Source organism: Acidipropionibacterium timonense, assembly GCF_900605005.1.
GTDB classification, from domain to species: Bacteria; Actinomycetota; Actinomycetes; order Propionibacteriales; family Propionibacteriaceae; genus Cutibacterium; species Cutibacterium timonense.
In genome coordinates this window covers 1,784,003-1,797,822 of sequence record NZ_LR027558.1, presented here as the reverse complement: position 1 = coordinate 1,797,822, position 13,820 = coordinate 1,784,003, and the positions used below count along the sequence as shown (strand labels likewise).

Here is a 13,820-nt window from a genome sequence, read left to right as displayed (position 1 = left end):
GATGAGGCAATGACGAAGGCGGATCCCATGAGGAGTCCGCCTTCACGAGTGCGCCGCCAGGGACTCGAACCCTGAACCCGCTGATTAAGAGTCAGCTGCTCTGCCAATTGAGCTAGCAGCGCTCGCGAGGAAGAACATTACCGGACCGCGTCGCCAATGCAAAATCGAGGTGGCGCCCGGTCGCCCGGCCTCCTCCACGTCGTGCCTCGGGGTGTGCGGAGGGGGACGGGTGCGAGTCAGGGGCGTCCGGCCCGGACGGCGTCGATCCGACGCCGTCGCAGAGCCTCGATCTCGGGTCGGTCGAGTGGTTCCAGGGGGCGGTCCAGGGCGGTCGACAGGAGATGGTCGGCGAGGTCCGGGTTGCGCGCCAGGACCGGCCCGTGCGGGTAGGTGGCGACGACGCGGCCCTGCACGGCCCCCTCGTGCCGGCGGTCCCCGTTGCCCCAACCGAGCTCCACCGTGGCCAGGGGGGTGGCGTCCGAGCCGAGGGTCGTCCAGCCGCCGTGGTTCTCGAACCCGGTGATGAGCGAGGTCGTGCCGTCGGGGCGGGTCCAGTGGTGGAGCACCTCGCCGACGGCCCGTTGCGGCCCGCGGCGGGTCTGGGCGTCGATGAGTCCCAACCCCTCGATGACCTCGTCGCGGGTGCCGATGGTGAAGGTCCTGCCGCAGATCTGGTAGCCGGCGCAGACGGCGAGGAGGACGGCTCCGGAGTCGAGGGCGGTGAAGAGCCCGCCGTCGGCCCGCAGTTCCTTGACGGCGGTGATCTGGGCGGTGTCCTCGCCGCCGCCGAGCAGGTAGACGGCGCCGTCGGTGGGCACCGGCTGGCCGGGCTCGACGGTGACGAGTTCGGCGTCGAACCCGCGCCACTGCAGCCTCTTGAGCAGGACGACGGCATTGCCGTGATCGCCGTAGATGCCCAGCAGGGACTGGTAGAGCAGGACGATCTTCGGATGGTCGGGGTTCATGCCAGTCCTCCCAGTCGGCGCAGCTTCTGGAACGGGGTGTACGTCGACAGGACGTCGATGGGGTGGTCGTCATCCCAGCGACCGTCCAGCAGGGGCGAGGCGAGGGCCGCGGCGAGGTCCTCGACGACGACGTGCTCGACGCCGGCGTACTCCAGGCGGACGGCCAGGTCGAGGGCGCGGGGGCCGGTGCAGATGACGGTGCGCCCGGCGAGCTGCTCGTAGTCGACGTCCCACAGCCAGGAGACGTCCTTGCCGTCGGCGGCCACCGCGTCGATGGCCAGGACGAGCGGGTCCGAACTCGTCAGGGGCAGCGACTCGGTCCAACCGGCCGGGTTCTTCGACAGCAGGAGGCGCACCAGGGTGCCGCTGATCCTCGTCGTCGCGTAGCGGCCGGCCGGGGAGGTGACGGTGCGCATCCCCTCGATCGCCGTCACCGGGTCGACGCCGAGCTCGATCGCGGCGGCCAGGGCGCAGGTGGCGTTGGTGAGGTTGAAGGATCCCGGCACCTTGATGGCCAGGTCGTGACGGAGGCCGTCGCGGCTGACGGCCTCACCCCCCTCGACCCACCACTGCGCCTCGGGTTGGCGCAGCGGGCAGGAGGGGCAGTGCCAGGCGTTCCCGTCGTGGATGAGCACGGCTCCGCAGGCAGGGCACAGAGTGGAGTCGGCCGTCCAGCGCGGCTTGGTGTCGACCCAGACGACCCGGCGGGCCTTCTGGCACACCCAGACGATGAGCGGGTCGCAGGCATTGGCGACGACGACCGGGCCGGCCTGCCCGGCCTGCTCGAGGGCCCTGCGCCAGTCACGACCCAGGAAGGTGAGCTCGTGGTTGCGGTCGAGCTGGTCGCGGCTGAAATTGAGCAGGACGAGCACCTGTGGGTGTCCCTGGGCGACGACATCCGCGACGACCCGCTCGTCGGTCTCGAGGATGGCGGTGGTGGCCCGGGGTGCCTGGCCGAGGGCCGAGACGATGCCGTGGTGGAGGTTGGCCCCGTCGGCATTGGTGACGACCTGCGCGGGGTCGGCCCCCTCGGCGGCCAGCTGGGCCCGCACCGCGGCGGTGAGGAAGTGGGTCGTCGTCGTCTTGCCGTTGGTTCCCGTCACCGCGGCGATCCGCCGGGACGAGATGAGCTCCCCGAAGGCGTCCGGGGCGAGGGTCATGGTCACCTTGCCGCGGATCGACGCCCCCGACCCCCGACCCGCCAGGCGTGACGCCGTCGCGGCGAGGCGTCCGGCCGCCAGGGCCGCGGTCAGACGCAGGGAGTGTCGCGGCGGTCGGGGCGGCGTGGACGAGCTGGTCATGGGTCCCATCATGGCAGGGTCGGCCCGGTCGGCTGTGGAGGGACGACCGGTGGTCCGTTCGAACGCGCTGCTCGGCCGATGGCTGAAAAGTGTCACCGGAGGGTCGGATCATCGTTCCCGGAGCCCCTCTCGGGCGAGATGTGCCACATGGCGTACACGAACAAGTGTTTGACATCATCGAATGTGTGTTCGACAATGGGTCCATGACGATCAACCTGGACCACCTGCCGGTGACCCGCGGTCTCGCCGAGGACGACGGGGCCGCTGGCCATCCCGTGCACCCTCTGCTGCATCCCCTGTTCCCCGGCGGTCTGCGCCCGGAGGTGTACTCCCTTCAGGGGGCCTCGTCGGTGGGTCTGGGGCTGCTCGTCGGCGGGTGGTGCGGGGTGGTGGGGGTCCCCGAGCTGGGGGTCGAGGCGGCCCAGCAGTGGGGGGTCGACCTGTCCCGGCTCGTCCTCGTGCCCGAGCCGGGAGGGTGGCTCGAGACGGTCGCCACCCTCGTCGAGGGGCTCGACGTCGTCCTGGCCTGCGCCCCCGGCGCCCTGCCGGCGGGGGCCTGTCAACGGTTGTCGGCGCGGTTGCGGTCGCAGGGATCGACCCTCGTCGTCCTGGGGCACTGGCCCAAGGTCGGCACCCGGATCGAGGTGCGGACGGTGGGCTGGCACGGTCTGGGTCGGGGCCACGGGTCCCTGTCGGCCCAGGACCTCGAGGTCACCGTCACCCGACACCATCGGGTGCGGTCCCTCGGACTGGTCCATGACGCCCGGGGCATCCGGCGCCGTGAGGAGGGAGAGGTCGAGGCCGGCGGTGTCGGCGAGATCCCGCCGATGAGGAGGGCCGGATGACCGGGCTCAGCACGTCCCCGGCCCGGGTCATCCTCGTGCGGATCCCCCAGTGGCGGGTGTGGTCGGCGCGCAACCACCTGGGTCGGGGCCATTCGGAGGGGAGTCGGGCGGAGGGGAGTCGGGCGGAGGAGCCGTTCGACCCCGACGTCCCGCTCCTCGTCGTCGACCGGGGTCGGGTCATCGCCTGCTGTGACCGTGCCGCCGAGGAGGGGGTCGAGGTGGGGCTGCGGACCCGGGCCGCCCAGTTGCGCTGCCCGGACGCCGTCGTCGTCGACCACGATCCCCAGATCGAGGCCGAGGGGTTCGCCCGGGTCGTCGCGGCGATCGAGGCCGGGGTCGCTCCCGGGGTCCACGTCGTGCGCCCCGGGGTGGCGGCGGTGCAGGCCCGGGGTCCGGCCCGGTTCTACGGGTCCGAGGAGGCCGCCGCCCGCAGGCTGCTCGAGGTGGTGCGTTGCCCGGACGACCCCGGAACGGCGGGTCATCCCGGGGCGACGGTGGCGGTGGCCGACGGTCTCTTCGCCGCCGAGCAGGCGGCCGCTCTGGCAACGCCGCTGAGGATCGTCCCGTCGGGGCGGAGCAGGGTCTTCCTGTCCGACCTCGACGTGGCCGTCCTGGGACGCCCCGACCTCACGACGACCCTGCACGGACTCGGGCTGCGCACCCTGGGGCTCTTCGCCGAGCTCGACCGTGCCGACGTCTCGTCCCGGTTCGGGCCGGACGGGCTGCTCTGCCACGAGCTGGCTCGGGGGATGGACGTGCCGGTGCTGTCGCCGTACCGTCCCTCCGACGACCACGCGGTCGAGGTGGTCCTCGACGACCCTCTGGCGAGTGCCGACGAGATCGAGGCGGCGGTGCGTCCTGCCGTCGAGGCCCTCATGGCCGAGCTCGGGGCCACCGGTCGGGTGTGCTCGGAGGCGAGGATCCTCGTGCGGTCCACGTCGGGCCTCTCGGAGCGGACCTGGCGTCAGCCCTGGCTCCTCGACGCCGACGACCTCGTCACCCGGGTGCTGCGTCAGGTGGCCCGGGTGCCGGGGTCCTCGAGCGCAACCCGGTCCCCAACAGGGTGGCCCGGCGTGGGGCGGCCGGGCACCGGCAGCGGGGAGGTGGACGAGGACTTCTGCCAGCGCGGGGTCGAGGCGATCCGCATCGTCCCCACCGTCCACTCTGCCGCCGAACAGGCCGAGGGGCTCTTCGGGGCCCGCCCGGCCGAACACCTCGTCCACGTCATCGCCCGGGTGCAGGGCAGGTTGGGGCCCGAGTCGGTGCTCGTCCCCGACGTCGTCGGGGGCCGTCTGCTCAAGGATCGACGCCGGCTCACCCCCTTCGGGTCGGTACCCGACGACCGCGCCCGTCCGGTGGGGCGGCCCTGGCCCGGTCACCTCGACGGTCCGGCCCCCACGATCGTCTACGACCGTCCGCCGCGGGTCGAGGTGCGGGCCGAGGACGGGTCCTGCCTGCGTGTCGACGACGAGTTCGTCACCGGTGAGCCGGTGTGGCTCACCGCCGGAGGACGACGGTGCCGGGTCGTCGCCTGGGCCGGGCCGTGGCCGGTGCACCAGCGGTGGTGGGACGCCCACGCCACCCGGATCGACCGTCTGCAGGTCGTCACCGACGACCGGCAGGCCTGGGTGCTGGCGACCTCCTCGGGCACGTGGTGGGCGGAGGCCCGCTATGACGAGGGCTGATCCATGACCTACGACAACCCGCCGATCCCGTGGTCCGAGCTCACCCGGCGGATGGCCGGTGGAGCGCCCCGTCCGGGACCCGGGGAGGGAGCAGTGCCGGGGGAGGACTCGGCGGTTCCGGGGGCGCTCCGGCCGGCCCGACCCCAACCCCGGGAGGACCCTGACGGCGTCGGCCACCGACGCCGGCGTCAGCCCTACCATCGGCACCCCGAGCGGCCGGAGGGCCCGGTCGTGCCCTACGCCGAGCTCCACGCCCACTCCACCTACAGCTTCCTCGACGGCGCCTCGAGCCCCGAGGACCTCGTCACCCGGGCGGTCGAGCTGGGACTGTCGGCCCTGGCCCTCACCGACCACGACGGCCTCCACGGGGTGGTCCGGATGGCCGAGGCCGCCGAGGCCTGCGGGCTGCCGACGATCATCGGGGCCGAGCTGTCGATCGGCCTGCCCGAACCCCAGAACGGGGTCCCCGACCCGGTGGGCAGCCACCTGCTCGTCCTGGCTCGAGGCCCCGAGGGGTACCGCAGGCTCGCCGGGGCCCTCACCGACGCCTACCTGGCCGACGGGGGCCAGAAGGGTCGGCCGGTCTACGACCTCGAGGCCCTGGCCGAGGCCGCCGACGGCCACTGGGACATCCTCACCGGATGCCGCAAGGGGATGGTGCGCCAGGGGTTGGCGCGAGGCGACGAGGAGGCCGACGCCGCCCTGCACCGGCTCACCGGCCTCTTCGGTGCGTCGAACGTGACCGTCGAGCTCATCGACCACCGCTGTCCGACGGACTCGCGCGACAACGACCGGCTGGCCCGTCTGGCAGCCCGGCGCGGTCTGCCCGTCGTCGCCACGAGTGACGTCCACTACGCCGACGCCGACCGCTTCCGGCTCGCCTGCGCCCTGGCCGCGGTCCGGGCCCGCCGCAGCCTCGAGGAGATCGACGGGTGGCTGCCGTCGGGGCCGGTCGCCCGACTGCACAGCGGGGCCGAGATGGCCGAACTCTTCCGCCGGTACCCCGGGGCGGTCGAGCAGACCGTGCGCATCGCCGACCGGACGTCCTTCTCGCTGCGTGCCGCCAGGCCGCATCTGCCCGACCAGAAGGTGCCCGAGGGCCACACGCCGATGAGTTGGCTGCGGGTCCTCGTCGAGGAGGGACGCCGTCAGGTGTACGGCGACGACCCGGTCGCGGAGCGGCGTCTGGCCGGGGAGCTGGAGGTCATCGAGGCCAAGGACTTCGCCGGCTACTTCCTCATCGTCCGCGACATCGTCGACTTCGCCAGGTCCCGGGGAATCCTCTGCCAGGGTCGCGGGTCGGCGGCGGCCTCGGCCGTCTGCCACGTCCTGGGGATCACCGTCATCGACCCGATCTTCTACCGACTGCCCTTCGAACGGTTCCTCTCGGCCCTGCGCGAGGAGGAACCCGACATCGACGTCGACTTCGACTCGGGACGTCGCGAGGAGGTCATCCAGTACGTCTACCAGCGGTACGGCCGACGCAACGCCGCCCAGGTGGCCGACGTCATCACCTACCGGCCGCGCAGCGCGGTGCGCGACATGGCCAAGGCCTTGGGGCACAGCCAGGGCCAGCAGGACGCCTGGGCCCGACAGGTGGAGCGGTGGACGGCGTCGATGAGCCCCAGCGACGACTCGAGCACCGAGATCCCGGCCCCGGTGCGTGAGCTGGCCGGCCAGGTGCTCGGCCTGCCGCGTCACCTGGGCATCCACTCGGCGGGGATGGTCCTCACCCGCGAACCGGTCGGCATGGTGTGCCCCATCGAGCCCGCACGGATGGAGGGGCGCACCGTCCTGCAGTGGGACAAGGAGGACTGTGCGTGGATGGGGTTGGTGAAGTTCGACCTGCTCGGGCTGGGAATGCTCTCGGCGCTGAGCCACGCCTTCGACCTCGTCCGGGAGTACCTGGGACGGAGCTGGCGCATCGAGACGGTGCCCCGCAACGAGCCGGCGGTCTACGACATGCTCTGCCGGGGCGACACCCTCGGCGTCTTCCAGGTGGAGAGCCGGGCACAGATCGGCACCCTGCCGCGGCTCCAACCGCGCTGCTTCTACGACCTGGCCATCGAGATCGGGCTCATCCGGCCCGGGCCGATCCAGGGTGGCGCCGTCCACCCGTACATCCGACGACGCACCGGCATCGACCCGGTCACCTACCCTCATCCGCTCCTGGAGCCGGTGCTCGAACGGACCCTGGGCATCCCGCTGTTCCAGGAACAACTCATGCAGATGGCCACCGCGGTGGGCGGGTGCAGCCCGGCCGACGCCGACCTGCTGCGCCGGGCCATGGGGTCCAAACGCGGGGTCGAACGGATCGACTCCCTGCGTGACACACTCTTCGCCGGGATGGCCGCCAACGGCATCGACGGGACGATGGCCCAGGAGATCTACAACCGCATCGAGTCCTTCGCGAACTTCGGTTTCGCCGAGTCGCACGCCCTGAGCTTCGCCGGGCTCGTCTACACCAGCGCCTGGCTCAAGTTGCACTACCCAGCGGCCTTCCTGGCCAGCCTGCTGCGCTCCCAGCCGATGGGGTTCTACTCCCCGGCGACCCTGGCCGGGGACGCCCGACGGCACGGGGTGGTCATTCGCGGCCCGGACATCACGATCAGCGGGGTGCACGCCGGCCTCGAGCTTCTCGGGACCGGGGCGGACGGGGCACGGCACGGGACCGGCACCGCCGTGACGCCCGACGAGACCGGTCTCGACGACTGCCTGCGGCACCACGGGGAGGAGGAGATCGGCCCCTTCGACCGCACCCGTCCCGACGAGTCGGCGTCCCATCGGCGTGACGGCGCCTTCGCCATACGCCTGGGCCTGGCCGACGTCGCCGAGATCTCGCAGCCCGTCGCCGAACGGATCGTCGCGGAGCGGACCCGTGCCCCCTTCACCGGAGTCCTCGACCTGGCCCGCAGGGCCGATCTCGACGTCGACCAGATCGAGGCGCTCGGTCGGTCCGGGGCCCTCGACCGGCTCGCCGGGTCACGGCGCGGTGCCCTGTGGCAGGCCGGGCAGCTCGCCGGGGTCGGACCCGACCAGCTGGAGATCGATCTCGTCGGCCAGCCCCCACTGCTGCCCGAACCCAGTGCCCTCGAACTGCTCGGTCACGATCTGCGGTCGACCGGCATCTCGCCGGCCGATCACCCGTTGCGTCACGTCCGGGACGCCCTCGATCGGCGGCAGGTCGTGCCCATCGACCTGCTGTCCGGCATCGAGGCGGGGCGACGGATCGAGGTGGCCGGGGTGGTCACCCACCGGCAGCGTCCGGCCACCGCCGGCGGCATCACCTTCCTCAACCTCGAGGACGAGACCGGCCTGCTCAACGTCATCGTCACCTCCGGGGCCTGGTACCACCACCGCAAGGTGGCGCGGACGGCTCGGGCCATGGTCGTGCGTGGGGTCCTGGAGCGCGGGGACGAGGGGGTCGTCAACCTCTACGCGGATCGGCTCGAGGAGCTCGACCTGGCCGTGACGACGAGGTCGAGGGACTTCCGATGAGGGGCTACGAGGACCGGTGGTGCAGGGTCACCCGGGTGTCGAGGTCGGTGACCTCGACGTCGGCCAGGACGGTGCCGACCTCCTCGCACGGAACCTCTGCGTGCATCGGGAGATCGGTGGGGACGGGCCGGTCGACCAGGACGGTGCCCATCGACGAGGTGGACTCCGGGTGCCAGCGGGCCGTGACCCTGGCCCCCTCGGGGGCCGCCCCGACGATCGCGACGACGGCGCGACGGAAGAGGTCGAACGCCTCCGCCGGTTCCCCGGAGGGCCCACCGGTGCTCGTGAGGGCGACGACGACCCCACGTTCCCGGGCCCGCCGGACCTCCCCGGTGACCTGCGGCGACATGACGGCGGAGGCGACGAGATGGTCGCGGGTCGACGCCTCGAGCAGGGCGCAGCGCCGCTTGACGTCGTCGGTGAGCGGGGCGCCGGAGGCGAGCTGGGACAGCATGTCGAGAGGTTCGGCGCTGATCTGGGTGAGGCGTCGCGAGGCCTCCTCGCGTTCGGCCTCGGCCCGGGCACGCAGGGCAGTGTCGCGCAGGGTCCGCGACCGGGAGCTCTGGATGGTGGCCAGGGCGGCGTCCGAACTGCGCGCGACCCACACCGCGGCGAAGGACAGGATGGCCGGCAGCACGAAGCTGCTCGCCCGGGTGAGGAAGAGGTCGAGCGGCCCCTGGCCCGACAGCCAGCCGGCGACGAGGGTCGTCACCGGCCAGGCGAGGCTCGGCCCGAGGGGGCACCAGATCGACCGACGACGCCAGCACAGCGGCCCGAAGATCCCGATGCCGAACCCGATGAACCACTCCTGGAAGCCAGGGGGCAGACCCGGCTGGAGGTTGACGAGGAGCACCACCTGGATGTCGACGGTGAGGCTCATGATGACGATCGCCTTGGTGACGCCGATCCGTGCGGTCGTCATGGTGTGGATGACGAGGGCGACGAGGATCGCCGCCCCGGCCACGAAGACCGGCATGCTGCGGACGAGGTCGGCGTGCAGCACCCCCTCGAGCAGTTGCACGGCCAGGTACAACCCGAGCAGGACGACCATCGTCCGGAACGATCGCGACAGGGTCGGCCTGGGCGTGGCGTGCTCGGCGTCCCAGCTCAGCAGCACGGTCGTGCCACGACCGGGACGGGAGACGACGTGCGAGCGTCCCGAGACGACCTCCATCGACGCCCGGACGGACCCGCGCAGACCGCGTCGCTCGTCGGGGACCTGGCCCGGATCGAATCCTCGCCCGTGGTCCTCGATGCGCAACCGCCCCCAGCGTGGGGTGAACCGGCCTGAGATGACGACCTCGTCGACGCCCGAGTGGCGGGCGACATTGGTGACCGCCTCGGCCGCGGCGATGACGAAGGAGTCGCGCACCGCGTCGGGAGGATCACCGGTGATGTCGATCCGGGCCGACAGGCCGAGCCGCTCGGCGGTGGCGGAGAGTTCCTCGGCCAGGCTGCGTCGGCGGCCCGCCTCGAATCCCCGGTCGATGGCGTCCAGCGCCTGCCCGGCGAGGATCCGCGACGCCCGGTCCCCGATCTCGTCGACGGCCCGCGCCGCCGTGCCCAGCGCGCCGAGGACGTGGTCGTGGATGACGGCGTCCCACCGGTGTGACTCGGCCGACCGGGCCCGGGAGCGCACCAGCGTGAGGCTGGCCCCCAGGGACGCCGTGGCCTCGCGGTCGGCGTCGCGCAGGTGCATGACGATCGCCACCCATGCGGAGGTCGCCATGAGGGCGAGCAGGGCATTGGGGACGGCGTCGAGCCAGGCCATCGGGCCGGAGCGTGCGGACAGGAAGAGGCCGATGCCCAAGCAGTCGAGCAGGATGAGGCTCGCCGCGGTCTGCCATCTCAGGCAGCACCACGACATGGCCACGGCCATGATGACGATGTGGGACGCCGGTGGGTACCGTGATGACGGCCCCAGCCTCCAGACGGCCGGGGCGATCATCGCGGCCAGGACGCACAGTGCCACGTGCGAGGCCAACGCCGCTCGCGCCCCGGGATCGTCCTGCAGCGTCCAGACGGTGGCCAGGATCATGGGGACAGCGTCGAGGACGAGGAAGAGCAGGGTCAGGGTGAGGCCGGTGCGGCCCAGGTCGCTCTCGACGAGCTGGTCGATGACCTCGAGGGTGCTCACCCCCCAGGCCACCCAACCCGAGACGGTCCCGATGATGCGGGCCGTGCGGGCCAGACGCGGGGTGATGTCCGGGCTGCTCAACGCCCACACGACCGTACGCAGTGGGGCCCGGACCGAGGGAGCGACGACGGGATCGGCGGAGGGTCCGACGTCGGGACGGGCGGTGGCGTCGATGGGGGAGCGGGCCTGCGACATCGACGGTCGATCAGTGCGGTTCCGGAGGCTCGGTGTACCCGTCCTCGACGGCGCGCAGGTACAACTCGGTTCTCGACGGGGCGGGTCGGTTCGCCGCCTGGTACTTCTGGCGGACCCGTTTGAGCGTCGTCTTGACCGTCTCGTCCGACACGTCCATCCGACGGGCGACGGCCGGCAGCAGCATCCCCTCGGCGTACATCGTCAGCGCCTCGACCTCACGGGTGGACAGCTGGGGACGGATCCAGTCGGTGTCGGCGACGACCGCGGCCCACTGCGAGGTGAGCCAGGGTTCCCCCGACACGACGGTGCGAATGGCCTCGGCCAACGAGTCCGACTCGGCGTTCTTCTCGACGAGACCGGCGGCCCCGGCCTGCAGGCAGGCCCGGACGACGCTCGGCCGGGCCTCCTGGGAGAAGAGCAGCACGGGCACGTCGAGTTCGTCGATGAGCACCCGGGTGTTGTCCGAGGGCAGCGAGCCGTCGTTGAGACGCAGGTCGAGCAGGACGACGTCGACCCGGGGGTGCAGCGCCAGGAGAGCCTGCACGGTCGGGGCCGACACGTAGGTCGACATCGGCAGCACCGCGCGCAGGCTCGCCCCCACGCCGAGCAGCAGGGCCGGCGAGTCGTCGACGGCCGCGACGGAGATGGGTTCGTGGCGGCGGACGTCGGTGGCGATCACCCGGCCATTGTCTCACGTGAGTATGTGTTCACTGTGGATCCGCGCCGGAACGGCGTCGACGAGGGGCAGGCCAGCCCCTTGTGGGACCGCCGATGCCGTGTGGTGGAAGGTCAGGCCAGATATGCCGCCAGATGTTGTCCCGTCGCCGTCCCGGAGACGGCCAGGTCGGCCGGGGTTCCCTGGAAGACGATCCGACCACCGTCCGACCCGGCGCCCGGCCCCAGGTCGACGACCCAGTCCGCGTGGGCGACGACGGCCAGGTGGTGTTCGACGACGATGACCGACCGACCCTCGTCGACGAGGTGGTCGAGCAGCCCGAGCAGCTGCTCGACGTCGGCCAGGTGCAGCCCGGTCGTCGGCTCGTCGAGGACGAGGACGCCGCCGGGGGTGGCCATCCGGTCGGCGAGTTTGAGCCGCTGCCGTTCGCCGCCGGACAGGGTGCTCAGCGGTTGGCCGATGGGCAGGTATCCCAGACCGGCATCGACGATGCGACGCAGGATGCGCGCCGCGGCCGGTACCTTCGCCTCCCCGGTCCGGAAGAACCCGAGAGCCTCCTCGGCCGACATGGCGAGCACCTGGGCGATGTCGACGCCACCGAGGTGGTGATCGAGGACCTCCTGTCCGAAGCGTCTGCCCTGGCACACCTCGCACGTGCTGGTGAACGTCTCCATGAACCCCAGTTCGGTGTGGACGACCCCCAGCCCGTTGCAGGTGGGACAGGCCCCCTCGGAGTTCGGGCTGAAGAGACTCGCCGGGACGCCGTTGGCCCTGGCGAAGGCCTTGCGGATCGGCTCGAGCAGCCCCGTGTACGTGGCCGGGTTCGAGCGCCGTGACCCCTTGATCTGACTCTGGTCGATGAGGACGGCCTCCGCACTTGCCGGCAGGCACTCCTCGACCAGGGAACTCTTGCCCGACCCGGCCACCCCGGTGACGACGACGAGCACCCCGGTGGGGATGTCGACGTCGACGTGCTGGAGATTGTGGACGGCGGCGTCCCGCACGGCCAGGTGCCCGGTACCGGGACGGACGACGTCCTTGACCCGGGTGCGGTCGGCCAGGTGCCGTCCGGTGAGGGTGCCGCTGGCGCGCAGCTGGTCGACGGTGCCCTCGAAGGTGACGGTGCCGCCGTGGACCCCGGCGCCCGGACCGAGGTCGACGACGTGGTCGGCGATGGCGATGGTCTCGGGCTTGTGCTCGACGACGAGGACGGTGTTGCCCTTGTCGCGCAGTCGCAGCAGGAGGTCGTTCATCCGGGCGATGTCGTGCGGGTGCAGGCCGACGGTCGGTTCGTCGAAGACATAGGTGACGTCGGTGAGGGCCGACCCCAGGTGTCGAACCATCTTGACCCGCTGGGCCTCGCCGCCCGACAGGCTGCCGGATGGACGGTTGAGGGACAGGTACCCCAGTCCGACCTCGACGAGCGAGTCGAGGGTCTCGGTGAGCCCGGCCAGCAGGGGTGCGGCGTCAGGCAGGTCGAGGGCACGCACCCAGGTGGCGAGATGGCGCACCTCCATCGCGGAGGCGTCGGCGATGGACACTCCGTCGATGCGCGAGTCGCGGGCGGCCCGGGTGAGCCGGGTGCCCTCGCACTCGGGGCAGGTGCCGAAGGTCACCGCTCGGTCGACGAAGGCCCGCACGTGTGGCTGCATGGCCTCGGGGTCCTTGGAGAGCATCGACTTGCGGATGCGCAGCACCAGACCCTCGTAGGTCATGTTGATGCCGGCGATCTTCATCCTCGTCGGCTCGTGGTACAGCAGGGCGTCGAGCTCGCGGCGGGTGAACTCGCCGATGGGCTTGTCGGGGTCGACGAGACCCGACTCGGCGTAGAGCCGGGAGTTCCACCCGCCGCCCTTGTACCCGGGGATGAGGTCGAGGGCCCCGTCGTGGAGGGAACGCGTCGGGTCGTAGAGCTGGGTCAGGTCGATGTCGGAGATCGCCCCGCGGCCCTCGCAGCGCGGGCACATGCCGCCGACGACGCTGAACGAGCGCACCTCCTTGTGGCCCCTGCGGTCTCCGGTGGTGAGGGTGACCGCCCCCTGACCGCTCACCGACGGGGTGTTGAAGGAGTACGCCTTGGGCGATCCGATGCGCGGGCTGGCGAAACGACTGAAGAGGACCCGCAGCATGGCGTCGAGGTCGCTCGCGGTGCCGACCGTCGAGCGTGGGTTGGCCCCCATGGGATCCTGGCCGACGACGATGGCCGTCGTCAGTCCCTCGAGGCGGTCGACGTCGGGGCGCGACGGGGTACCCATGTAGCCCTGGAGGAAGGCGGAGTAGGTCTCGTTGACGAGGCGCTGCGACTCGGCGGCGATGGTGTCGAGGACGAGCGAGCTCTTGCCGGATCCCGAGACGCCGGTGAAGACCGTGAGACGGCGTTTGGGGATCTCGAGGCTGACCTGGCGGAGGTTGTTGGCGCGGGCCCCGTGGACCCGGATGACGTCGTGGTGGTCGGCGACTGGCACGGGCACACAGTAGTGGTCGCGGCTGTGGTGCGCCGGCCCGCTCGGGTCTGCGT

8 protein-coding genes and 1 tRNA gene are annotated in these 13,820 nt (G+C 71.9%); 3 read left to right on the top strand and 6 right to left on the bottom strand.

Translation table 11 applies throughout. From position 1 onward, the window contains the following. Positions 1-49: 49 nt before the first annotated feature. The 3 genes from E0E30_RS08525 to E0E30_RS08515 all read right to left on the bottom strand — a co-directional run bounded on the left by E0E30_RS08525 (position 50) and on the right by E0E30_RS08515 (position 2,125). Positions 50-122, bottom strand: a tRNA-Lys gene (locus E0E30_RS08525). Positions 123-236: 114 nt separating this feature from the next. Beyond that, positions 237-965, bottom strand: coding sequence for a type 1 glutamine amidotransferase (locus E0E30_RS08520; RefSeq protein ID WP_130865901.1), 729 nt, complete (start codon positions 963-965; stop codon positions 237-239). Next, positions 962-2,125, bottom strand: a complete 1,164-nt coding sequence (locus E0E30_RS08515) for a Mur ligase family protein (RefSeq protein WP_130866816.1) — start codon at positions 2,123-2,125, stop codon at positions 962-964. The genes E0E30_RS08520 and E0E30_RS08515 overlap by 4 nt, the downstream gene beginning before the upstream one ends. A 344-nt stretch (positions 2,126-2,469) precedes the next feature. On the opposite strand from E0E30_RS08515, the gene E0E30_RS08510 reads away from it, so the two are divergent. Genes E0E30_RS08510 through E0E30_RS08500 form a run of 3 tightly spaced genes read left to right on the top strand, consistent with a single transcriptional unit; the run spans position 2,470 to position 8,294 of the window. Further along, a complete protein-coding gene (locus E0E30_RS08510) occupies positions 2,470-3,111 on the top strand; it encodes a hypothetical protein (protein ID WP_245306552.1) in 642 nt (213 codons plus the stop codon). Beyond that, positions 3,108-4,796, top strand: a complete 1,689-nt coding sequence (locus E0E30_RS08505) for a DNA polymerase Y family protein (protein ID WP_130865900.1) — start codon at positions 3,108-3,110, stop codon at positions 4,794-4,796. Before E0E30_RS08510 ends, E0E30_RS08505 begins: the two co-directional genes overlap by 4 nt. Positions 4,797-4,799: 3 nt before the next feature. Further along, positions 4,800-8,294, top strand: a complete 3,495-nt coding sequence (locus E0E30_RS08500; RefSeq protein WP_130865899.1) for an error-prone DNA polymerase — start codon at positions 4,800-4,802, stop codon at positions 8,292-8,294. A 4-nt stretch (positions 8,295-8,298) separates the two neighbouring features. Here E0E30_RS08500 and E0E30_RS08495 read toward each other — a convergent pair whose 3' ends face one another. The 3 genes from E0E30_RS08495 to E0E30_RS08485 all read right to left on the bottom strand — a co-directional run bounded on the left by E0E30_RS08495 (position 8,299) and on the right by E0E30_RS08485 (position 13,773). Then, positions 8,299-10,626: a sensor histidine kinase gene (locus tag E0E30_RS08495; protein WP_130865898.1), complete on the bottom strand. Its 2,328-nt coding sequence runs from the start codon at positions 10,624-10,626 to the stop codon at positions 8,299-8,301. A gap of 10 nt (positions 10,627-10,636) precedes the next feature. Next, positions 10,637-11,305 (bottom strand): response regulator transcription factor, encoded by a 669-nt coding sequence (locus E0E30_RS08490; protein ID WP_130865897.1) that lies wholly within the window; start codon positions 11,303-11,305, stop codon positions 10,637-10,639. Positions 11,306-11,415: 110 nt separating this feature from the next. Continuing rightward, positions 11,416-13,773, bottom strand: a complete 2,358-nt coding sequence (locus tag E0E30_RS08485) for an excinuclease ABC subunit UvrA (RefSeq protein ID WP_130865896.1) — start codon at positions 13,771-13,773, stop codon at positions 11,416-11,418. Positions 13,774-13,820 lie beyond the last annotated feature (47 nt).